This window comes from Pseudomonas sp. CIP-10 (genome assembly GCF_020911845.1).
Classification (GTDB): domain Bacteria; phylum Pseudomonadota; class Gammaproteobacteria; order Pseudomonadales; family Pseudomonadaceae; genus Aquipseudomonas; species Aquipseudomonas alloputida.
Genome location: NZ_CP087160.1, coordinates 3,348,482 through 3,369,891, shown reverse-complemented (window position 1 = coordinate 3,369,891; position 21,410 = coordinate 3,348,482). Strand labels below are relative to the sequence as shown.

Genomic DNA, 21,410 nt, shown 5'->3' with positions numbered 1-21,410 from the left:
AAGGATCCTATGAGCAAGCCCACTGCCGACAACGCGCCCAACGCCGCTGCCAAAGGCGCCCCCGCTGTCCCTGCGAACTTCCTGCGGCCGATCATCCAGGCCGACCTGGACTCGGGCAAGCACAGCAGTATCGTCACCCGTTTCCCGCCGGAGCCCAATGGTTATCTGCACATCGGCCACGCCAAGTCGATCTGCGTCAACTTCGGCCTGGCCAAGGAATTCGGCGGCGTCTGCCACCTGCGCTTCGACGATACCAACCCGGCCAAGGAAGACCAGGAGTACATCGACGCCATCCAGAGCGATGTGAAGTGGCTGGGCTTCGACTGGGCCGGCGACGTGCGCTATGCCTCCGACTATTTCGACCAGTTGCACGACTGGGCGGTCGAGCTGATCAAGCGCGGCAAGGCCTACGTCTGCGACCTCACCCCTGAGCAAGCCAAGGAATACCGCGGCAACCTCAAGGAGCCGGGCAAGAACAGCCCGTTCCGCGAGCGCAGCGTGGAAGAAAACCTCGACCTGTTCGCCCGCATGAAGGCTGGCGAATTCCAGGACGGCGAGCGTGTGCTGCGGGCCAAGATCGACATGGCCTCGCCAAACATGAACCTGCGCGACCCTATCCTGTACCGCATTCGCCATGCCCACCACCACCAGACCGGCGACAAGTGGTGCATCTACCCCAACTACGACTTCACTCACGGCCAGTCGGACGCCATCGAGGGCATTACCCACTCGATCTGCACCCTGGAGTTCGAAGGGCATCGTCCGCTGTACGACTGGTTCCTCGACAACCTGCCGGTGCCGGCACACCCGCGCCAGTACGAGTTCAGCCGCCTGAACCTGAACTACACCATTACCTCCAAGCGCAAGCTCAAGCAGCTTGTGGACGAGAAGCACGTCGACGCCTGGGACGACCCACGCATGTCGACCTTGTCCGGCTTCCGTCGCCGTGGCTACACGCCGGCTTCGATCCGCAACTTCTGCGAAATGATCGGCACCAACCGTTCCGACGGTGTGGTCGACATGTCGATGCTCGAGTTCAGCATCCGTGACGACCTGGACCGCACCGCGCCACGCGCGATGTGTGTGCTGCGCCCGCTGAAAGTGGTCATCACCAACTACCCGGAAGGCCAGGTCGAGCAGCTTGAGCTGCCACGTCACCCGAAGGAAGACATGGGCGTGCGTGTGCTGCCGTTCTCCCGCGAGCTGTACATCGACCGCGACGACTTCATGGAAGAGCCGCCGAAGGGCTACAAGCGCCTGGAACCGGCCGGTGAAGTGCGCCTGCGCGGCAGCTACGTGATTCGTGCTGACGAAGCCATCAAGGACGCCGACGGCAATATCGTTGAACTGCGTTGCTCGTACGACCCGGACACCCTGGGCAAGAACCCGGAAGGCCGCAAGGTCAAGGGCGTGATCCACTGGGTGCCGGCCGAGGGCAGCGTCGAGTGCGAAGTGCGTCTGTACGACCGCCTGTTCCGCTCGCCGAACCCGGAAAAGACCGAGGAGGGCGGCAGCTTCCTGGACAACATCAACCCGGCTTCGCTGCAAGTACTCAGCGGGTGCCGTGCCGAGCCGTCGCTGGCCCAGGCGCAGCCCGAGGACCGCTTCCAGTTCGAGCGTGAAGGCTACTTCTGCGCCGACCTGAAAGACAGCCAGCCGGGCCGCCCGGTGTTCAACCGCACTGTCACCCTGCGTGACTCCTGGGGCAGCTGAGGAACCGCCGTGCTTACCATCTACAACACCCTGAGCAAAACCAAGGAAGTCTTCAAGCCGCTGGATGGCAACAAGGTGCGCATGTACGTGTGCGGCATGACCGTGTACGACTACTGCCACCTGGGCCATGGCCGCAGCATGGTGGCGTTCGACCTGGTCACCCGCTGGCTGCGCAAGAGCGGCTACGAGTTGACCTATGTGCGCAACATCACCGACATCGATGACAAGATCATCAACCGGGCGAACGAGAACGGCGAAAGTTTTGACGCCCTGACCGCCCGCATGATCGACGCGATGCACGAAGACGAGCGCCGCCTGAACATTCTGCCGCCGGACCAGGAGCCGCGTGCCACCGACCATATCGCTGGCATGCACGCGATGATCCAGACCCTGATCGACAAAGGGTACGCCTACGCGCCAGGCAATGGCGATGTGTACTACCGGGTCGGCAAGTTCGTCGGCTACGGCAAGCTGTCGCGCAAGAAGATCGAAGACCTGCGTATCGGTGCACGTATCGAGGTCGACGAAGCCAAGCAGGACCCGCTCGACTTCGTCCTGTGGAAGGGCGTCAAGCCGGGCGAGCCAAGCTGGGAATCGCCATGGGGCCCGGGTCGCCCGGGCTGGCACATCGAGTGCTCGGTCATGTCCACCTGCTGCCTGGGCGAGAGCTTCGACATTCACGGCGGCGGCAGCGACCTGGAGTTCCCGCACCACGAGAACGAGATTGCCCAGAGCGAGGCGGCCACCGGCAAGCAGTACGCCAACGCCTGGATGCATTGCGGCATGATCCGTATCAACGGCGAGAAGATGTCCAAGTCGTTGAACAACTTCTTCACCATCCGCGACGTGCTCGAGAAGTACCACCCGGAGGTGGTGCGCTACCTGCTGGTAGCCAGCCACTACCGCAGCGCGATCAACTACTCGGAAGACAGCCTGCGTGACGCCAAGGGCGCGCTGGAGCGCTTCTACCACGCCCTGCGCGGCCTGCCACGGGTGGCGGCCAAGGGTGGCGAAGCGTTTGTCGAGCGCTTCAGCGTGGCGATGAACGACGACTTCGGCACCCCCGAAGCCTGTGCCGTTCTGTTCGACCTGGTGCGCGAGATCAACCGCCTGCGCGACAGCGACGTGGAGGCTGCTGCTGGCCTGGCCGGTCGACTGCGCGAGCTGGGTGATGTGCTGGGTGTGCTGCAGCTGGAGGCCGATGACTTCCTGCGTGCCGGTGCCGAAGGCAAGGTCGATGCGGCTGAAGTCGAGGGCTTGATCCAGGCGCGCCTGCAGGCGCGTGCGGACAAGAACTGGGCCGAGTCGGACCGCATTCGCGATGAGCTGACCGCCATGGGTGTAGTGCTGGAAGACAGCAAGGGCACGACGACCTGGCGCCTGGCTGACTAAAGCAACTGGGGCTGCGTTGCAGCCCTTCGCGGGCACGCACGCTCCCACAGGGATAGCGCACACTTGAGATGTCGCGCCAACCAGTGGGAGAGGGCGTGCCCGCGAAGGGCCGCAAAGCAGCCCCCGCTTTTACTTCACTAGGCCCGCAAGCGGGCAGTGCAATACCAGCCTGGCCCCACCCAATTCGCTTTCGCCAATCTCCAGCCCGAACCCATGCAGGTCGACGATTGCCGCCACGATCGACAACCCCAGCCCGAAGCCGGCATGGCGGTGGCCTTCATCGCTGCGATAGAACCGTTTCAGTACGGCCGTCCGCTCTTCTTCGGGAATACCTGGCCCGCTATCCTCGATCGCCATGTGCACGCCGTTGTCATCCAGCATGGCGCTTATGCGCACCCGACCACCCTCAGGCGTAAACTTGATCGCGTTGCCCACCAGATTCGCCAACGCCTCGAACAGCAGCTCGCGATCGCCGTGCAGTGCCGGTAGCTGCGCAGGTTGGTGCAATTGCAGATGAATGCCGCCATCTTCGGCCAATGGCAGGTAAAAATCGTGCAGTTCTACCAGCAGTTCATGCGGGTCAAGCTGGACGAAGCCGGCGCGGCGCTGGCGGTCTTCCAGCTCGCTGATGCGTAACAACCCGCGAAAGCGCGCCATCAAGGTGTCGGTTTCGCCGATGGCCTGGTCCAGCGCTTCGGCTTGCGCAGAATCCACGTCGCTTTGCTGGCGAATACGGTACAGCTGGGCGCGCAGACGGGTCAGCGGTGTGCGCAGGTCATGGGCAATGTTGTCGCATACACCCTTGACCTCATGCATCAGCCGTTCGATACGGTCGAGCATGGCATTGACGATCGCCGCAAGCATGTCCAGTTCGTCGCGACGGGCCGACAGTGGCAGGCGGTGGGTCAGGTCGCCGGCGACGATCAGTTCGGCCTGGGCCTGGATCGCCCGTATACGCTTGAGCGGCCTGCGCCGTAGCAGGTACCAACCGGCAAAACCCGGGATCAGGGTCAGCGAGATGCCCCAGAGCAGGGCGTGCAGGATGATCCGGGTAACCACGAACAACGAGCCATTGTCACGCACCAGCACCAGCCACCGGCCATCCTGTACCTTGATTGCCACCGCGTCGCAGCTGTCGCGGGGCATGCGTGGGTCGTCGGCATCCAGGCAGCGTTCCAATTCATGGATCTTGCCGTCCAGTCTGAGCTCTGGGGGCAAGGCTCGCACGGTGCCGCCAATCGGGTTGAGCTGGCTATCGAACAGGCCGTAGGCGTCAAAGCTGCGCTCCTCGAAGGCCTGGCTGGCAATCAGGGCGTCGTCCAGTTGCTTGCCGCTCATGTGGGCGAACAGGTGCTGGCGTTGCAGCATGGAGTGACGGGTGAGTTTGTTCAGGTAGCTGGATACCTCGAAGTACAGCACCCCCATGAGGATGCTGCTCCAGGCCACGAACAGAAAGCTGTACAGCGCCAGCAGGCGGCTGGTCGAAGAGCTCCAGCCTTTAGACGGGTTCAGCAATGGCATAGCCGGAGCCCCGTACCGTACGGATCAGCGGCGACTGGCCGGGTGAGTCGATCTTTTTGCGCAGGCGGCCAATGTGCACGTCGATCAGGTTGGTGCCCGGGTCGAAGTGATAGCCCCAGACCTCCTCGAAAATCATCATCCGCGTGATCACCTGGCCGCTGTGGCGCATCAGGTACTCCAGCAGCTTGTATTCGGTGGGCAACAGGTTGAGGGTGTTGTCACCGCGGCGCGCTTCGTGGCTGATCAGGTCCAGCTGCAGATCGGCAACCTGCAAGCGGGTCTGGGTCATGGGGACGCTGTTACGGCGCAGCAGTACCTCGACTCGCGCAGCCATTTCGTCGGAGGCGAACGGCTTGGTCAGGTAGTCGTCCCCGCCGGCACGCAGGCCGCGCACCCGCTCATCGACGTCGGAGAGGGCGCTGATCATCAGGATCGGCGTAGCGATCTTGAGGTTGCGCAGGGTGGTGACGATGGTCAGGCCGTCCACCTCGGGCAGCATGCGGTCCAGGGTGATCAGGTCGTAGCCGCCCGCAATGGCTTTGGCCAGGCCTTCGCGGCCATTGTCGGCCCAATCCACTTCCAGACCGTGGCTGGTCAGTTCGGCGACGATTTCCTGGCCGGTGACGGCGTCGTCTTCGATGGTCAGTACGCGAGGCATGCTGGTTCCTGGGCATCTAATGGAGATCTGATTGTGCCAAAGAATAGACAACCGGCGATTTAAGAAAAATTCATCTAGCGGGCACCGATGCCTTCGGCATGCATGATCTGCGCAATGATCGGTACCGGTGTCATCAGGTGCGAGCGCATCATGGCGCTGGCAGTTTTGGCATCCCGGGCGAGGATCACCTCGACCAGTGCCGCATGCTCCTGGCGCTTGAGCGCCAGCGCCTGTTCGGAAAACACCGTCTGCGTCAGCCACAGGTGGCGGTAGCGCTCGGCCTGGTCGAACAGGTAGGTGCGTGCCTGCAGCAGGTGCTTGGAGCCGCAGCCCGAGGCAATGGCAGTATGGAACGCCTTGTGCCGCTCGTCCCACACATCCAGCCGCTGCTCGCGGGTTTTCACTTCCACCACCTTGGCCAAGGTATGCGAGTGGGCCAGCACCGACGCCTCCCAGGCGTCGTCGCCGCGCTCGATGGCCAAGGCAATGATCATCGCTTCCAGGTTGGCGCGGGCGTCGTAGATGTCGTTCATCTCATCCAGCGACATGGGCGCTACCCGGTAGCCTTTCTGGCTGATCGCGTTGACCAGGTGCTCGGCCACCAGTTGCGACAGTGCTTCGCGCAGCGGGCCCACACCCAGGTCGTAGCGTTCCTTGAGGGCGCTCATCAATAGCTTTTCACCGGGCTTGAACACCCCGCGGATGATGTCCTTCTTGAGCCTCTCATACCCGCTGAATGCTGAGTTTTGTCGGGGGGCGAGCGCTTCCAAGATCCTGTTCCTCAAAACGTTTTGCCGATCATACCGAAACCCTCTGCCGACGAAAAACAATGGACAAACGCGGTTAGTGTCGCTGAAACATAAAAATGTAGACATTTTTAGTTAGTGGCGATATTTTTACCTCGCCCGCACTGATCCAGGTCATGACCGGACGGCGCAACCTACTTTTTTAGCCAGGACACTGCCATGAACGCCTTTACGCAGATCGACGAACTTGTCATGCCACTGCCGCTCGAACCGCAGGGCTACACCATCGCCCCCTCGAAACAGTCGCCGCGCCTGCTGGAACTGACCTTTGCCCGGGAAACTGTCGAAGCGTTCGTGCAGGCCGTTGCCCAATGGCCGGTGCAGGCATTGGAGTACAAGTCGTTCCTGCGTTTTCGCGTAGGCGAAATCCTTGACGAGCTGTGCCAGGGCACGCTGCGCCCGGTGCTGCTCAACACCATCCTCGACCGCGCCACAGGTGGCATGCTGATTACCCCGATCGGCCTGGACGACGTGAGCCAGGCCGAAGACATGGTCAAGTTCACCACCGCCTGTGCACACCTGATCGGCCGTTCCAACTATGACGCCATGAGTGGCCAGTTCTATGCGCGCTTCGTGGTGGTCAACAGCGACAACTCCGACAGCTACCTGCGCCAGCCGCACCGTGTGATGGAGCTGCACAACGACGGTACGTTCGTGAACCAGATCACCGACTATGTGCTGATGCTGAAGATCGACGAAAAGAACATGGAAGGCGGCAACTCGCTGCTGCTGCACCTGGACGACTGGGAGCAGTGCGAGGCGTTCTTCCGTCACCCGATGGCCCGTCGCGAAATGCGCTGGACCGCACCGCCGAGCAAAAAGGTTGCCGAAGATGTGTTCCATTCGGTATTCGACACCGATACCGAAGGCCGGCCGACCATGCGCTACATTGACCAGTTCGTGCAGCCGGAAAACTACGAGGAAGGTATCTGGCTGAACGCCTTGTCCGAGTCGCTGGAAGGCAGCGGCAAGAAGGTCTCGGTACCGGTAGGCGTAGGCAGTTTCTTGCTGATCAACAACCTGTTCTGGCTGCATGGCCGCGATCGCTTCACCCCGCACGAGGGCCTGCGCCGCGAACTGATGCGCCAGCGTGGTTACGTCGCCTTCCCCAAGCCGCTGTACCAGCGCGGGCAATAATGACAGGGCGCGGGGCGGGCGCTCGCCCACGCGTTTTTGCACAAAACAATGCCACCAGGCCCCGTGCGGGCCTTGGTGAGCCTGCCAGGCAATGCCTGCGTGTGAGGTAAGGCTGTGTACGATTTCATCATTATTGGCGGCGGGATTGTGGGCATGTCCACGGCCATGCACCTGATCAAGGTCTACCCGGACGCGAAGATTCTCCTGCTGGAGAAAGAGTCCGGCCCGGCCCGCCATCAGACCGGCCATAACAGTGGCGTGATCCACGCCGGCGTGTATTACACCCCCGGCAGCCTCAAGGCGCGCTTCTGCCTGGAAGGCAACAAGGCGACCAAAGCCTTCTGCACCCGGCACGGCATTCATTTCGATGAGTGCGGCAAGCTGCTGGTCGCCACCAACGATCTGGAAATGCAGCGCATGAAGGCGCTGTGGGAGCGCACGGCGGCCAATGGCCTGGAACGCTACTGGCTGTCGGCTGCCGAGTTGCGCGAGCGTGAGCCCAACATCGTCGGTATGGGGGGCATCTTCGTGCCGTCCAGCGGCATCGTCAACTACGCCCAGGTCACCGCTGCGATGGGCGCAGAGTTCCAGCGTGCCGGCGGCGAAATCCGCTATGGCGCAGAAGTGGTTGGCCTGCAGGAACAGGCAAATGAAGTGATCGTGCGCACCCAGCGTGATGAATTGCGCAGCCGTTTCCTGGTGACCTGTTCGGGGCTGATGGCCGACCGCGTGGTGAGCATGCTCGGTCTGCGTACCGAATTCGTGATCTGCCCGTTCCGTGGCGAATACTACCTGCTGCCCAAGCAGCACAATCAGATCGTCAACCACCTGATCTACCCGATTCCCGACCCGTCGATGCCCTTCCTGGGGGTGCACCTGACCCGCATGATCGACGGCACCGTCACCGTAGGCCCCAACGCCGTGCTGGCGATGAAGCGCGAGGGCTACCGCAAGACCGATGTCAGCCCCAGCGACCTGTTCCAGACCCTGACCACGCCCGGCATCCTCAAGGTGCTGGCGAAGAACTTCCGCCCGGGCCTGATCGAGATGAAGAACTCGCTGTTCAAGGGCGGGTACCTCAAGCAGGTGCAGAAGTACTGCCCGAGCATTACCAAAGCCGACCTCACACCTTACCCGGCCGGCGTGCGTGCCCAGGCGGTGTCGCGCGACGGCAAGCTGATCGACGATTTCCTGTTCGTCAACACCGCACGCAGTGTCAACGTGTGCAACGCACCGTCGCCAGCTGCTACCTCGGCCATCCCGATCGGCGCCTACATCGTCGAGAAGGTGTGCGAGCAGGTCGGCCTGCAGGGCGGCAGCTTCCCCAAGGCCGACCTGTCGGCCAACCAGAGGGCTGCCAGCTGACACCCCGGTAACACCTCCTGCGGTTTCGTTTTACTCAACCCGTACTGCCCTGCTCACCATTCAGGGCAGGGCGGGCTTTTTCGCGCCTGCGTCGGTGACGTGCAGCCGGCGGCCCCCGCGTGGGCATGACAAAAACAACAAGGTAGCACCATGCAAACCCACAAGAACAATTTGAGTCATGGATTGAAATCACGGCATGTCACCATGCTGTCCATTGCCGGCGTGATCGGCGCCGGGCTGTTTGTCGGCTCTGGCCGCGCCATCGCCGAAGCGGGGCCTGCCACCATCCTGGCCTATATCCTGGCGGGCGGCCTGGTGGTGCTGGTGATGCGCATGCTGGCCGAAATGGCGGTTGCCTCCCCGGACACCGGCTCGTTCTCAACCTACGCTGACCTCGCCATCGGCAAATGGGCCGGTTACACCATCGGTTGGCTGTACTGGTGGTTCTGGGTGCTGATCATTCCGATCGAGGCCAATATCGCCGCTACCATCATCAACTCCTGGGTCCCGCAGATGGAGATCTGGGTGTTGTCGTTGGTGATCACGTTGCTGCTGACGGCCACCAACCTGTTCAGCGTGAAGAATTACGGTGAGTTCGAGTTCTGGTTGGCACTGGTCAAGGTGGTGGCCATCGTCAGCTTCATCGCCCTGGGTGTTTGCGCCATTTTCGGCCTGTTGCCGGGGTCCGGCGTCAGCGGCGTCTCGCGCCTGTGGGATACGGGGGGCTTCATGCCCAACGGCTTTGGTGCGGTGCTGAGCGCAATGCTGATCACCATGTTCTCGTTCCTCGGGGCCGAGGTGGTGACCATCGCTGCGGCTGAATCCGACGAGGCGGGCAAGCATATTTCCAAGGCCACCAATTCGGTGATCTGGCGGATAACGCTGTTCTACATCCTGTCGATCTTCATCGTCATCGCATTGGTACCGTGGACCGACCCACGCCTGGCGACCGAAGGCTCTTATGTCACGGTGCTGGACACCCTCGGCGTGCCAAATGCCAAGGCCATCATCGACTTCGTGGTGCTGACGTCGGTGACCAGTTGCCTCAATTCGTCGCTGTACACCGCCTCGCGCATGGTCTATTCGCTTAGCCGCCGGGGTGATGCCCCGGCCTGTGCCCAGATAACCAGCCGCAGTGGTACACCCGTGGTGGCAGTCTTGTTGTCGACGGGGGCTGCCTTCCTGGCGGTGATCGCCAACTACCTGGTGCCGGCTCAGGTGTTTGGCTTCCTCATGGCCAGCTCCGGTGCCATTGCCTTGCTGGTGTATCTGGTCATCGCCATTTCCCAGCTGCGCCTGCGCCAGCGCCTCACGGCACAGGGCAAGACACTGGGTTACCGCATGTGGCTGTTCCCGTGGCTGACCTGGGGCGTGATCCTGTTCATCAGCGGCGTACTGGTATTGATGCTGTTCCGCCCGGATCATCGCCTGGAAGTGGTCTCGACGATGGTGCTGGCGGTGTTGGTGGTGTGCTCGGGGGTGCTGGTGACCCGGCGCCGGGCACGCGGCGGGGCGGTGGCTGGCGTAGGGCAGGGCGCCTGATTCGTCCGGTCTGAAGACAGACGAGCAAGTCGCATCAGGCTGTGAGAGGATGTCCGCCAACAAAGCCAGGACCCTGAACGCAGCCTGATGAAGACACCTAAAAGAATCGAACCGTTGATCGAAGACGGCCTTGTCGACGAAGTACTACGGCCGTTGATGAGTGGCAAGGAAGCCGCTGTGTACGTGGTGCGCTGTGGCAGCGAGGTACGTTGCGCCAAGGTCTATAAAGAAGCCAACAAGCGCAGTTTCCGCCAGGCCGCCGAATACCAGGAGGGCCGCAAGGTACGCAACAGCCGTCAGGCCCGGGCCATGGCCAAGGGCAGCAAGTACGGCCGCAAAGAAGCCGAAGATGCCTGGCAGAACGCCGAAGTGGCAGCGCTGTTCCGTTTGGCCGCCGCAGGTGTGAGGGTGCCCAAGCCTTACGACTTCCAGGACGGCGTGCTCCTGATGGAGCTGGTCACCGATGCCGATGGTGATGCGGCCCCGCGCCTGAACGACGTTCACCTCGAAGCGGAGGATGCCCGCGCGTTCCACGCCTTCGTCATTCGCCAGATCGTGCTGATGCTGTGCGCCGGAATGGTGCATGGCGACCTGTCCGAGTTCAACGTGCTGCTCGGCCCGGACGGGCCGGTGATCATCGACCTGCCGCAGGCAGTGGATGCAGCCGCCAACAACCACGCCTTCAGCATGCTGCAGCGCGATGTGGACAACATGGCCCATTATTTCGGGCGCTTTGCCCCGGAGCTGAAAAGCACCCGCTATGCGCAGGAGATGTGGGCGTTGTACGAGGCCGGCGAGTTGCTGCCCGACAGCCCGTTGACCGGGGTGTTCGAGGATGACGAACATGAAGCTGACGTAACCGGGGTGATGCGCGAGATCGACGCCGCCCGGATGGACGACGCTCGCCGCCGTGCAGCACGCGCCGAGGCTGAGCATGGGCCGGCCAAGGCAGAGGAAGTGACGCCGCCCTGGCTGCAGTAATTTATTCCTGTACCGGCCTCTTCTCGGGTAAACCCGCACCTACGGGATTTGTGGGCGCGGTTTTGCCCGCGAAGAGGCCAACACAGGCAAACCCCGGCCGTTGCCATTGACGCAAGACACAATCTCGTCATTTAGCCTTTTCACTGGCGCGCGACAGGCATAAGGTATACGCCGTTCAAATTCCCTGGAGCTGTCATGTCCAACCAATTCCCGTCCGTTCGTCCCCGCCGCCTGCGCCAGAACGAGTCCCTGCGCACGATCTTCCAGGAAACCGAGTTCCGCCTTGAAGACCTGATCCTGCCGATCTTCGTCGAAGAGGGCATCGATGATTTCGTGCCGATCACCAGCATGCCCGGTGTCAATCGTATCCCCGAGAAACTGTTGGCCCAGGAAATCGAGCGCTATGCCCGCGCCGGTATCAAGTCGGTGATGACCTTTGGCGTATCGCACCACCTGGATGCCGATGGCAGCGACACCTGGAACGAAAACGGCCTGGTTGCGCGCATGTCGCGTATCTGCAAGGACACCGTGCCGGAAATGGTGGTGATGTCCGACACCTGCTTCTGCGAATACACCAGCCACGGTCACTGCGGCGTGCTGCATGACCATGGCGTGGACAACGACGCCACCCTGGCCAACCTGGGCAAGCAGGCCGTCATCGCCGCTGCTGCCGGTGCCGACTTCATTGCCCCCTCGGCGGCGATGGACGGCCAGGTGCAGGCTATCCGCAGCGCGCTGGACGGTGCCGGCTTCCACGACACCGCGATCATGGCCTACTCGACCAAGTTCGCCTCGTCGTTGTATGGCCCGTTCCGTGAGGCCGGTGGCACTGCACTGAAGGGTGACCGCAAAAGCTACCAGATGAACCCGATGAACCGCCGCGAAGCGGTGCGCGAATCGCTGCTCGACGAGCAGGAAGGCGCGGACGTGCTGATGGTCAAGCCGGCCGGTGCCTACCTTGATGTGATCGCCGACATCCGCGCCGCTTCGCGCCTGCCACTGGCGGCGTACCAGGTGAGTGGCGAGTATGCGATGATCAAGTTCGGTGGCCTGGCCGGTGCCATCGACGAAGGCCGGGTGGTGCGCGAAAGCATTGGCGCAATCAAGCGTGCCGGTGCCGACCTGATCCTGACCTACTTCGCCATGGACCTGGCGCGCGACGGTATCTGAAGCCAGGCCTTGGTCATGAAAGCCGCTGCCATTGCAGCGGCTTTTCTTTGGGCGCCGTTGGGGGGTGCCGCAAACGCACAAAAAAACAGTAAGCGCTGAATTATTTAGTGTCCTGTTGTATCTGATCCCTTAGAGCATTCATCGACAGGGATACGGGTATGAAACCTCGCAAGAAAAGCGTCCAGCCAATCGGCCTGAAGGACATCACCATCGTCGACGACGCCAAGATGAAGAAGGCGATCACGGCCGCCGCGCTGGGCAACGCCATGGAGTGGTTCGACTTTGGGGTATATGGCTTCGTCGCTTATGCCTTGGGCAAGGTGTTTTTCCCCAACGCCGACCCCAGCGTGCAAATGATCGCGGCCTTGGCCACCTTCTCGGTGCCGTTCCTGATCCGGCCCCTTGGCGGGTTGTTCTTCGGCGCCTTGGGCGACAGGTTCGGGCGGCAGAAAATCCTCGCCGCGACCATCGTGATCATGTCCCTGAGCACCTTCGCCATCGGCCTGATACCGTCCTATGCAAGCATTGGTATCTGGGCGCCCATCCTGTTGCTGCTGGCCAAGATGGCCCAGGGCTTTTCGGTGGGTGGCGAATACACCGGTGCCTCGATCTTCGTTGCCGAGTACGCGCCTGACCGCAAGCGCGGCTTTCTCGGCAGCTGGCTGGATTTCGGTTCGATTGCCGGCTTTGTGCTGGGCGCAGGGGTGGTGGTGCTCATTTCCACGGTGCTGGGTGAAGAACAATTCCTCGAATGGGGCTGGCGCCTGCCGTTCTTCCTGGCCCTGCCGCTGGGCATCATCGGCCTCTACCTGCGCCATGCGCTGGAAGAAACCCCTGCGTTCCAGCAGCACGTCGACAAGCTGGAACAGGGCGATCGTGAAGGCCTGGCCTCCGGGCCCAAGGTGTCGTTCAAGGAGGTGGCCACCCAGCACTGGCGCAGCCTGGTGACCTGCATCGGCGTGGTAATCGCCACCAACGTCACCTACTACATGCTGCTTACCTACATGCCCAGCTACCTGTCGCACAACCTGCACTACAGCGAAGACCATGGCGTGCTGATCATCATCGCGATCATGGTCGGCATGCTGTTCGTGCAGCCGATCATCGGTCTGCTCAGCGACAAGTTTGGCCGACGGCCGTTCATCATCGTCGGCAGTGTCGGGCTGTTGGCCTTGGCCATTCCGGCATTCATGCTGATCAACAGTGGGGTGCTTGGGCTTATTTTCGCCGGCCTGCTGATCATTGCCGTGCTGCTGAACTTCTTCATCGGCGTCATGGCCTCGACGCTGCCGGCCATGTTCCCCACGCACATCCGTTACAGCGCCCTGGCCAGCGCCTTCAATATCTCGGTGCTGATCGCCGGCCTTACCCCAACCCTCGCTGCGTGGCTGGTGGAGACCACAAACGACCTGTACATGCCGGCCTATTACCTGATGGTGATCGCTGCTGTCGGCCTGGTCACCGGCCTGACCATGAAGGAAACCGCCAACAAGCCCCTGCGCGGCGCCGCCCCTGCGGCGTCAGACATCGCAGAGGCGCGTGAACTGCTGCAGGAGCACCACGACAACATCGAGCAGAAGATCGAGGACATCGATGCGCAGATCGCCGAGTTGGAAGCCAAGCGCGAAAAACTGGCACAGCAGCACCCGCGTATCGAATGATCAGCGCGGCATGTAGCCACGCTGCCAGGAACGCGGTATGAACCGCGATACCAATGCCAGCACGCAGGCCAGCGCACAACTGCCGGCCAGCGCCTGCAGGCCCAGGTGTTGTTGCAACCAGGCGCCGAGCGCGGCGCCCAGCAACATCCCGGCCCAAGGTATCAACTGGACCCGCCAGCCATTGCGCCGCTCGCCCAGCAGCCAACGCCCCAGGCCGCGGCCGAAACGCGACAGGGCGCCCGTTACGTAAGTCAGGCCAATGGGCAGGCCATTCACCTGTTCCACGACCGCATTGATCATGCCCATGGCCAGCGTGGCCGCCAACAGCGCAGGGAAGGTGGCCGGCAACGGCCACGCTGCGGCGAAAGCCAGCAGTGCGGCAACCACCAACAGCACCGGCCAGGCTCGACGGCGCAATCCGCGAGCCAGGAGCACACCCAGCGCATTGCCCGCAACGAAGCCCAGTACGGCGCCACTGAGGCGTAGCACAAGGGCCAGGTCAGCTTCACTGATGGCCACCGCCAGGCGTGTGGTGTTACCACTCATGAACGACACGAAATCGCCCAGTGCCAGCAAGCCGATGGCATCGGTCATGCCGGCCAGCACCGACAGGGCGGCGACCAGGCCAAGGCCGACGCGACCGCGCATTACCTGCAGGCGCAAACGCCTGGCTGTGCGCGCGGGGAGGGCGTTAGGGAGCATGTGCAGGCCTCAGGGCAACAGGTTTTCGCGGGCCAGGGTACCTTTGATGGTGCGCTCTACCACATCGACCAGCACCATGGTCTGGTGGTCGACCTCGATGTTGAGCAGTTCACCTGTGTGGTAGCTGGCGAAGGTAGTCTGACGCAGGGTTTCCGGGATCAGGTTGATGGTGATCACGTTATCCTCCACGTCAGCGACCGTCAGGCTGCAGCCATTGACCCCGATGAAACCGCGCGGGAACACGTACTTGCCCCATCGCGGCGGCATGCGGAACTTGATGAAGGCGCCGGTTTCCTTGATCGACAGCTCGACGATCTCGGCGGTGGTGGCGATGTGGCCGGCCATCAGGTGGCCGCCGACTTCGGCGTTCATCTTCGCTGAGCGTTCGATGTTCACGCTCCGGCCAGGCTTGAAGCTGCTCAGATTGGTGCGTTCGAGGGTAGCGGTCATGGCGTCGAACCTGACCTGGCTGCCGTCGATTTCGGTCACGGACAGGCAGGTACCTTCGACACTGACGCTGGCACCGATTTTCAGTTCGTCGAGCAGTTCCGGGGTGAGGTCGATGGTGAATTGGTTGTGGCCCGGGTAGGTGGTCACATCAAGCAGAGGGCGGACGGCCTGGACGATGCCGGTGTACATGGAGTTGCTCCTGGGCACGGAAAAGAAAACTTCCGAACGCTATGCCCGTAGCGCCGTAAATGCAAGACCGGCTTCTTGGCTGGCAAGCCGGCTTGCGAGTCTGGCGCCTGCGCGGGGCAGGCGGCGTGCTTGCGGGCGAAACCGGTTTGCCGACGGCAGGGCCACGCCAGATTCAAACATGCCCGCTGCTGTTGACGATCCTCAGGCACAGCGCCTCATAGGGGTCCAGGTTCACCATCAGGCGCCCGTCCTCGGTCAAATCGCCTTCGACCGTCTCGTTGATCATGTCGACCACCGGCCCAGGTGTGAAGCCGGTCAACAGCAGTTCCTCGGCAATTGCCTCCTGGCCGAAGTTCAGCGCAGTGATCTGGATACCACGCCCGGCTGGCAACTCATGCACCATCACCAGCAGCCCTGGGCTGCGTACCTCAGGTACCAGCACCTGACGGCTGGTGGCGATGCCGTAGGCCTGGCGCACAGCCAGCAGTTTCTTCACCTGGCAGGCAAATGAATCACCCTCGTCCAACTGGCTGTCGAGGCTGCCGTAAAGCGACCGGGCACGCGGCATGCCACGCACCGAAGCCGCCGCCTGTGGGTCAAGCCCGGCCAGGTCATAGCCGCCTCGGTGAATCCAGCGGGTATCGCCGTCGAGCATGCGTTCGGCAACCGCTTCGGCGGGCAAGGGCAGGGCACCGACCAGGTCCCAGCCGGACAAGGCGACTACCCCCGGCTGCATGGCGTTGTACATGACCAGCAGCAGGTGCACCTTCTTGATCAATTCGATATCCGTTGCGCCGATCTGTTCGAGGTCGCGAATACCCAGTGCAGCGGCGATCAGGCTGGCGGTGGTGCAGGCAATGCCGTTGGTCACGAAGCGCAGGTTGTACGGCGCATGCTCCCCCGACAGCCGTTCGTAGATCTCTTCGCGGATATGTTCGCGCAGGATGCTGCCAGGCAGGGTCTGGCCCTTGTACAGGTAGATGTCGTGTGCGTGCAGTGTCCAGAAGTGCACCAGCTCCACGGTCAGCTCGTCATGGTTTTGCAGGGCATGGATCAGCGAGGCCGGGTCGATGCCGAAGGCGTGCATCTCCTTGAGCATCAGGCGCAGGAACTCGGTGTCGCCGGTCAGCAGCGCATGCTGGTAGGCCGGCCGGGTAATGAAATCGTAGGACAGGTCGGCACCGCCCCTGGACATCTGCGCAATGTCATCGAGGGTCAGGTTCAGCTCCTGGAAGCTGAAACCGCCGGCCTTGCGGATCATGCCACCGATCAGCTGGTTGCCGACGAGCGACAGCGGGTGGCTTTCCGACCAGGCGGTGCCGCTGGCGCGGGTTTCCACGCCGAGAAAGCCGTTGGCGTCCAGGCGCAGGCCGCGTGCACCCAGGCAGTCCAGCGCGTGCAGCGCGTCACCAATGATCATTTGTTGGGCGGCGAAGGTAGGGTCCAGCCAGTTCAGCGAGGGCTGGCCTTCCTTGAAGTAATGCAGGTACACCCAGCGGCGGGTCTTGCCGTCGACGCCTGTGATCGGCGGCGTGGCACTCCAGTCGGTTTCCTTCACGCCCGGCTCGAAGAAGATTACCCGCTGCAGTTGGCCAACGATGTAATGGCGCGCCTTCAGCTCGTCACACTGAGCTGGCAGTAAATTGACCGCATCGCGCCCGGCGGGCACCTCGGGCAGCAGCGTCCAGTCTTCTTCGCGGATCTCGACCATGTGGTACAGCCCCGGGTAGGGGCCATGGGCGATCTCGGCCAGGCGGAAGTCGGCGCCCTTGCCGGTGTGCGAGGGGATCAGGTCGTCGATGGTCACGGCATTGTGCGCAGCGGCCATGCGGCTCATCTGGATCAGTTCCTGCTCGCTGCCGTACAGCGGGTCGATGTCGAAGCTGATGCGGTCGAAGTTGCCGTCCACACTGGGGGTGAGTTCGCGGCCGCGGATGCCACCGGACAGTTTGATCGGGCCCGTGTGCAGGCCCTGTACGCCGATCTCCGACAGGCGCTTCCACAACGCTTCGTGGGCCAGGGCACCGAGTACCGAGCAGCCCTCGGGCGCGATGATGGCGTCGGGGTAGACGGTCAGCCACACCGAGGCGATTTCGGTGGCGCGGCGTGGCTGCGCCTCGGCGTACGGTTGTTGCCACAGGCGCGACTGGCCTGAGTACAGGCTGGCGCGCGCCTGGGAGGCCTTGAGCATGGCGCGGTCTTCAAGCCATTTGACGTACGACGGGTCGGGCTGGGTCATTTCGCGTCCTCTTTGCGTGTCGGCACCGGCTCAGGTTATGACGGCGTCGCGGCGCGAACGTTCGGCTCGAGATGGGGGTTGGTTTCTTCGCGGGCTTGCCCGCGAAGAGGCCGGGCCTGCAAAGGCAGGATCAACGCCTTGCCGACAACTGCTGCGGCGTCAGAAACGCATCATGGAAGTAATTGCGCACCGCCTGCATCGCCGGGCTGAATGCCCGTTCCCGGTGCCAGGCCAACCCCACGCTCATCGGTGTGACCGGGTCGCTGATGGTCACCGTCTCGATGCGCTTGCCCTCCAGCGACCACGGCCGGTGCACCAGGTCCGACAGGATCGCCACACCGCTGCCATTGGCGACCATGCTGCGCACGGCCTCCACCGAGCTGGTCCGCACCCTTACGCTTGGCCGTTGCCCGGCCTGCTCCCAGTAGCGCATGGCACTGTGCTCGGCCTCATCCACGGTCAACAGAATGAACGGCTCACAGGCCACATCGGCCAGGCTCACGGCCGAGCGCTCGCACAGTGGGTGATGCCCGGGCAGCCACAGCCGGCGCTCGGAGTTGAACAGGGTTTCCGAGACGATGTCGGGGTGGGTGAGGTTGGCGGTGAGCACCACCGCCATGTCGAAACGCCCCTCCAGCAGGCCTTGCTCGATGGCGCTGCGCTCCTGCTCGTACAGCTCCAGGGTCACGTCCGGATGCCAGTGCTCCAGGCGCTGCAAGTGGTGCGGCAGGAAGTAGCCGATCACCGTGTAACTCGCCGCCAGGCGCAACAGGCCACTGGCACGCACGTCCGGAAGCGGGCTGTTCAACGCATCGTCGACACTGCGCAGGATGACGTAGGCACGGTTCAAGAAGTGCCGGCCGGCTTCGGTCAGGCTCATGCCTTGGGCCGAGCGCTGGAACAACAGCACGCCGAGCATCGCTTCCAGCTCCTTGATGGCTGTGGTCACTGCCGACTGGGAGATGTTCAGGTGGATCGCCGCTTGGGAGATCTGGCCGATTTCAGCGGTGGCAACGAAGTAGCGGACCTGGCGCAGGGTGAGTGACACGGTAGGCTCCCGGGGTATCTGTTTTTCAGAAGGTACCCCATCTGTTTATAGATCTTCCCAAGGGGGTGTAGAGAATCTAACGTGGCTTGCATGCAGTCACAAGTGCCAGGAGACGCGGTCATGCAAGCAGTGGATTTCAACTCGGACATGGGTGAGGGCTTTGGCCCGTGGACGATTGGCGACGGCGTCGATCACGAACTGATGGGCTACATCAGCAGCGCCAACATCGCCACCGGTTTCCACGCCGGCGACCCCGGCACCATGCGCCGCACCGTCGAGCGCGCCAAGGCCCTTGGGGTTGCGGTGGGAGCACACCCGGGTTTCCGCGACCTGGTCGGCTTTGGCCGCCGGCACATCAATGCCTCGGCGCAGGAACTGGTGGACGACATGCTCTATCAATTGGGCGCGCTGCGTGAAATCGCTCGTGCCCAGGGCGTGCGCCTGCAGCACATCAAGCCGCATGGGGCGCTGTACATGCACTTGGCGCGTGACGAAGAAGCGGCGCGCTTGCTGGTGCAGAACCTGCGGGTGATCGAGCCCGAGTTGCTGCTGTACTGCATGCCGGGTTCGGTGATCTGCCGCATTGCCCGGGAAATGGGGCAGCCGGTGATTCGCGAGTTCTATGCCGACCGCGAGTACGACCTGAGCGGGTCGATCGTGTTTACCCGCAATGTGCGTGGCTATGAGCCCCAAGCCGTCGCCGAGCGGGTGCTGCGTGCTTGCCGCCAAGGCGTGGTGCGCACGGTCGAAGGCCAGGACCTGGCGATCGAATTCGATTCCATTTGCCTGCACAGTGACACCCCGGGCGCGCTGGACCTGGTCGAGGCCACACGCAAGGCACTGGATGCGGCCGGCATCGTGGTGCGTGCACCGCGCTGAACCCGTCAGGCATCCGGCAAACAGACACGCCGGAGCCCGTGCATTTTGTTTTCGCCTGCCTTTCTATAAAGATTCCAAGAAAAGGAACTGTCATGGCCGAACCGCTTGCTACAACCCCGATCCGTTACAGCTTCGGCGCCGACGAGCACCTGTTTGCCGAAGTCAGTGAAAGCATGTCGCTGGAGGCCTTTTTCAAGGGTATGGCCGTCACCCGTGCGGTGGAGCGCATGGCCCTGGATGGCGTGCTTGATGTGTGCCTGGCCAACGCGTCCTTCCAGGTCCGCTTCGACCCGGACCGTATCGCCCCCGAGGCACTGCTCGAAGCCGTGCGCGGCGCCGAAGCGCAGGCGGTGGCCGAGCGTTCGTTGCAGACGCGGATCATCGAGATCCCGGTGCTGTACAACGACCCCTGGACCCATGAAACCCTGATGCGCTTTCGGGATCGCCACCAGGACCCCACCAGCACTGACCTGGAGTACGCCGCGCGCATCAACGGCCTGGCCGATGTCGAGGCATTCATCGCCGCCCACAGTGGCGCGCCATGGTTCGTGTCGATGGTCGGCTTTGTTGCCGGCCTGCCGTTCATGTTCCAGATGGTCGAGCGCCAGCGGCAGCTGCAGGTGCCCAAGTACCTGCGCCCCCGTACCGACACGCCCAAGCTCACCCTGGGCCATGGCGGCTGCTTTGGTTGCATCTACTCGGTGCGCGGGGCCGGGGGCTACCAGATGTTTGGCGTCACCCCGGCACCGATCTACGACCCGCAGCAGACCTTGAATTACCTGAAAGAGCACATGGTGTTCTTCCGCCCGGGTGACATCGTGCAGTTCAAGCCTATCGACCGCCGCACCTACGACCAGGCGGTGGCGGAGGTGGAGGATGGCTGCTTCGACCTGCGCATTCGCCCGGTGGCGTTTTCCCTGGACGCCTTCCTCGCCGACCCGGTCGGCTACCCCAAATCGTTGCAGGAGGTGCTGGCATGATCAAGGTACTCAAACCGGGCTTGGCCACTTCTGTACAGGACCTGGGCCGCGAAGGTTACTACCACCTGGGCATTCCACCGTCCGGCGCACTCGACCAGTACGCCTTGAGCGCAGCCAACCACCTGGTGGGCAACCCGGCCGGCGCTGCGGGCCTGGAGTGCGCGCTGGTGGGGCCGGAGCTGGAGTTCCGGCAGGACGCACTGGTCGCTGTGTGCGGCGCGCAGATGCCAGCGTTGCTCGATGGCCGCGAGCAGCGCCCGGACACGGCGTTCGCCGTGCGGGCCGGGCAAGTGTTGCGTTTCGGCTTTCCAACAGCGGGCGCCCGGGCCTACCTGGCAGTGGCCGGAGGCATCGATGTGCCCGAGGTACTGGGTAGCCGGTCCACCTACGCGCTGGGCGCGTTGGGTGGCTTTCATGGGCGCAAACTGATGGCGGGCGACCTGCTGCCGGTCGGCGTGCCCAGCGGCAAGACCCGTGCCGGTGCAAGCTTGCCCATGGCCCTGCGTCAGGCCTTGGGGGGCGAGGTGGTGTTGCGGGTGGTGCCTGGGCTGTACTTTCACCGCCTGACCGAAGCTGCAGCGCAACGTTTCTTCACCGACGCCTGGACCGTTGGCTCCGAAGCGGACCGCATCGGTTATCGCTACAAAGGCGGCAGCGCCTTGAGTTTCCAACCGCGCGAGCAGCCGTTCGGTGCGGGGTCGGACCCGTCCAATATCGTCGACAGCTGCTACCCGATCGGATCGATCCAGGTGCCGGCAGGGTTGGAACCGATCATCCTGCATCGCGATGCAGTGTCGGGGGGCGGCTACGCCATGATCGGCACGGTGATCAGTGCCGACCTCGACCTGATCGGGCAGATGCAGCCCAACCAGCAGGCGCGGTTCCTGCCGGTGAGCCTGGAGCAGGCACTGGAGGCGCGGCGTTCGTACAAGAAGAAGCTGGCCTGCCTGGCCAGGCTCTTCAGTTGAGCATGATGT

At 63.0% G+C, this 21,410-nt stretch carries 18 protein-coding genes; 11 read left to right on the top strand and 7 right to left on the bottom strand.

The window, feature by feature from the left end:
- The first annotated feature begins 9 nt into the window (after positions 1–9).
- Entirely contained in the window at positions 10–1,713 is a 1,704-nt protein-coding gene (locus LMH93_RS15325; protein WP_003248073.1) for a glutamine--tRNA ligase/YqeY domain fusion protein, read from the top strand.
- 9 nt (positions 1,714–1,722) lie between these two features.
- Positions 1,723–3,105, top strand: coding sequence for a cysteine--tRNA ligase (gene cysS, locus LMH93_RS15320; protein WP_003248075.1), 1,383 nt, complete (start codon positions 1,723–1,725; stop codon positions 3,103–3,105).
- A gap of 129 nt (positions 3,106–3,234) precedes the next feature.
- Here the strand turns inward: cysS and LMH93_RS15315 are convergent, their stop codons facing one another.
- The 3 genes from LMH93_RS15315 to csiR all read right to left on the bottom strand — a co-directional run bounded on the left by LMH93_RS15315 (position 3,235) and on the right by csiR (position 6,054).
- Positions 3,235–4,626, bottom strand: a complete 1,392-nt coding sequence (locus tag LMH93_RS15315) for a sensor histidine kinase (protein WP_230064334.1) — start codon at positions 4,624–4,626, stop codon at positions 3,235–3,237.
- The gene (locus LMH93_RS15310) at positions 4,604–5,284 is read right to left on the bottom strand and encodes a response regulator transcription factor (protein WP_003248078.1); all 681 of its coding nucleotides are present in this window, start codon (positions 5,282–5,284) and stop codon (positions 4,604–4,606) included. Before LMH93_RS15310 ends, LMH93_RS15315 begins: the two co-directional genes overlap by 23 nt.
- 74 nt (positions 5,285–5,358) lie before the next feature.
- Entirely contained in the window at positions 5,359–6,054 is a 696-nt protein-coding gene (csiR, locus tag LMH93_RS15305) for a DNA-binding transcriptional regulator CsiR (protein WP_003248079.1), read from the bottom strand.
- Positions 6,055–6,249: 195 nt separating this feature from the next.
- Here csiR and glaH point away from each other — a divergent pair, with 195 nt between their 5' ends.
- From glaH to proP, 6 genes are all read left to right on the top strand, one after another.
- Positions 6,250–7,227: a glutarate dioxygenase GlaH gene (gene glaH / locus LMH93_RS15300; protein ID WP_003248080.1), complete on the top strand. Its 978-nt coding sequence runs from the start codon at positions 6,250–6,252 to the stop codon at positions 7,225–7,227.
- Positions 7,228–7,341: 114 nt separating this feature from the next.
- On the top strand, positions 7,342–8,592 hold the full coding sequence (gene lhgO, locus LMH93_RS15295) for an L-2-hydroxyglutarate oxidase (protein ID WP_003248081.1): 1,251 nt from the start codon (positions 7,342–7,344) through the stop codon (positions 8,590–8,592).
- 150 nt (positions 8,593–8,742) lie between these two features.
- Entirely contained in the window at positions 8,743–10,134 is a 1,392-nt protein-coding gene (gene gabP / locus LMH93_RS15290; RefSeq protein ID WP_012052530.1) for a GABA permease, read from the top strand.
- An 87-nt stretch (positions 10,135–10,221) separates the two neighbouring features.
- A complete protein-coding gene (locus tag LMH93_RS15285) occupies positions 10,222–11,115 on the top strand; it encodes a PA4780 family RIO1-like protein kinase (protein ID WP_003248085.1) in 894 nt (297 codons plus the stop codon).
- 195 nt (positions 11,116–11,310) lie between these two features.
- Positions 11,311–12,285, top strand: a complete 975-nt coding sequence (gene hemB, locus LMH93_RS15280; protein ID WP_003248087.1) for a porphobilinogen synthase — start codon at positions 11,311–11,313, stop codon at positions 12,283–12,285.
- A 158-nt stretch (positions 12,286–12,443) separates the two neighbouring features.
- Positions 12,444–13,946, top strand: coding sequence for a glycine betaine/L-proline transporter ProP (gene proP / locus LMH93_RS15275; protein ID WP_060544962.1), 1,503 nt, complete (start codon positions 12,444–12,446; stop codon positions 13,944–13,946).
- Here proP and LMH93_RS15270 read toward each other — a convergent pair whose 3' ends face one another.
- The 4 genes from LMH93_RS15270 to LMH93_RS15255 form a co-directional block, all read right to left on the bottom strand.
- Positions 13,947–14,648, bottom strand: a complete 702-nt coding sequence (locus tag LMH93_RS15270; protein WP_003248091.1) for a YoaK family protein — start codon at positions 14,646–14,648, stop codon at positions 13,947–13,949. It lies immediately after the preceding gene.
- 9 nt (positions 14,649–14,657) lie between these two features.
- Entirely contained in the window at positions 14,658–15,287 is a 630-nt protein-coding gene (locus LMH93_RS15265) for a riboflavin synthase (protein WP_003248093.1), read from the bottom strand.
- A gap of 172 nt (positions 15,288–15,459) precedes the next feature.
- Positions 15,460–17,526 (bottom strand): maltose alpha-D-glucosyltransferase, encoded by a 2,067-nt coding sequence (treS, locus tag LMH93_RS15260; RefSeq protein WP_003248095.1) that lies wholly within the window; start codon positions 17,524–17,526, stop codon positions 15,460–15,462.
- Positions 17,527–17,656: 130 nt separating this feature from the next.
- Positions 17,657–18,574 carry a LysR family transcriptional regulator gene (locus tag LMH93_RS15255; RefSeq protein WP_003248097.1) on the bottom strand — a complete coding sequence of 306 codons (918 nt, stop codon included), beginning with the start codon at positions 18,572–18,574 and terminating at the stop codon, positions 17,657–17,659.
- Positions 18,575–18,694: 120 nt separating this feature from the next.
- On the opposite strand from LMH93_RS15255, the gene LMH93_RS15250 reads away from it, so the two are divergent.
- The 3 genes from LMH93_RS15250 to LMH93_RS15240 all read left to right on the top strand — a co-directional run bounded on the left by LMH93_RS15250 (position 18,695) and on the right by LMH93_RS15240 (position 21,401).
- Positions 18,695–19,453, top strand: a complete 759-nt coding sequence (locus LMH93_RS15250; protein ID WP_003248098.1) for a 5-oxoprolinase subunit PxpA — start codon at positions 18,695–18,697, stop codon at positions 19,451–19,453.
- Positions 19,454–19,545: 92 nt separating this feature from the next.
- Complete coding sequence (locus tag LMH93_RS15245; RefSeq protein WP_012052525.1) at positions 19,546–20,433, top strand: 5-oxoprolinase subunit B family protein; 888 nt, start codon at positions 19,546–19,548, stop codon at positions 20,431–20,433.
- Positions 20,430–21,401: a biotin-dependent carboxyltransferase family protein gene (locus LMH93_RS15240; RefSeq protein ID WP_003248102.1), complete on the top strand. Its 972-nt coding sequence runs from the start codon at positions 20,430–20,432 to the stop codon at positions 21,399–21,401. Before LMH93_RS15245 ends, LMH93_RS15240 begins: the two co-directional genes overlap by 4 nt.
- The last annotated feature ends 9 nt before the right edge of the window (positions 21,402–21,410 follow it).

Bases quoted from the DNA above. Each gene is read 5' to 3' on its own strand.
- LMH93_RS15325 (WP_003248073.1), top strand. From the start codon at position 10: ATGAGCAAGCCCACTGCCGACAACGCGCCCAACGCCGCTGCCAAAGGC.
- LMH93_RS15315 (WP_230064334.1), bottom strand. From the start codon at position 4,626: ATGCCATTGCTGAACCCGTCTAAAGGCTGGAGCTCTTCGACCAGCCGC.
- LMH93_RS15310 (WP_003248078.1), bottom strand. From the start codon at position 5,284: ATGCCTCGCGTACTGACCATCGAAGACGACGCCGTCACCGGCCAGGAA.
- glaH (WP_003248080.1), top strand. From the start codon at position 6,250: ATGAACGCCTTTACGCAGATCGACGAACTTGTCATGCCACTGCCGCTC.
- gabP (WP_012052530.1), top strand. From the start codon at position 8,743: ATGCAAACCCACAAGAACAATTTGAGTCATGGATTGAAATCACGGCAT.
- LMH93_RS15285 (WP_003248085.1), top strand. From the start codon at position 10,222: ATGAAGACACCTAAAAGAATCGAACCGTTGATCGAAGACGGCCTTGTC.
- hemB (WP_003248087.1), top strand. From the start codon at position 11,311: ATGTCCAACCAATTCCCGTCCGTTCGTCCCCGCCGCCTGCGCCAGAAC.
- proP (WP_060544962.1), top strand. From the start codon at position 12,444: ATGAAACCTCGCAAGAAAAGCGTCCAGCCAATCGGCCTGAAGGACATC.
- LMH93_RS15270 (WP_003248091.1), bottom strand. From the start codon at position 14,648: ATGCTCCCTAACGCCCTCCCCGCGCGCACAGCCAGGCGTTTGCGCCTG.
- LMH93_RS15265 (WP_003248093.1), bottom strand. From the start codon at position 15,287: ATGTACACCGGCATCGTCCAGGCCGTCCGCCCTCTGCTTGATGTGACC.
- treS (WP_003248095.1), bottom strand. From the start codon at position 17,526: ATGACCCAGCCCGACCCGTCGTACGTCAAATGGCTTGAAGACCGCGCC.
- LMH93_RS15250 (WP_003248098.1), top strand. From the start codon at position 18,695: ATGCAAGCAGTGGATTTCAACTCGGACATGGGTGAGGGCTTTGGCCCG.
- LMH93_RS15245 (WP_012052525.1), top strand. From the start codon at position 19,546: ATGGCCGAACCGCTTGCTACAACCCCGATCCGTTACAGCTTCGGCGCC.
- LMH93_RS15240 (WP_003248102.1), top strand. From the start codon at position 20,430: ATGATCAAGGTACTCAAACCGGGCTTGGCCACTTCTGTACAGGACCTG.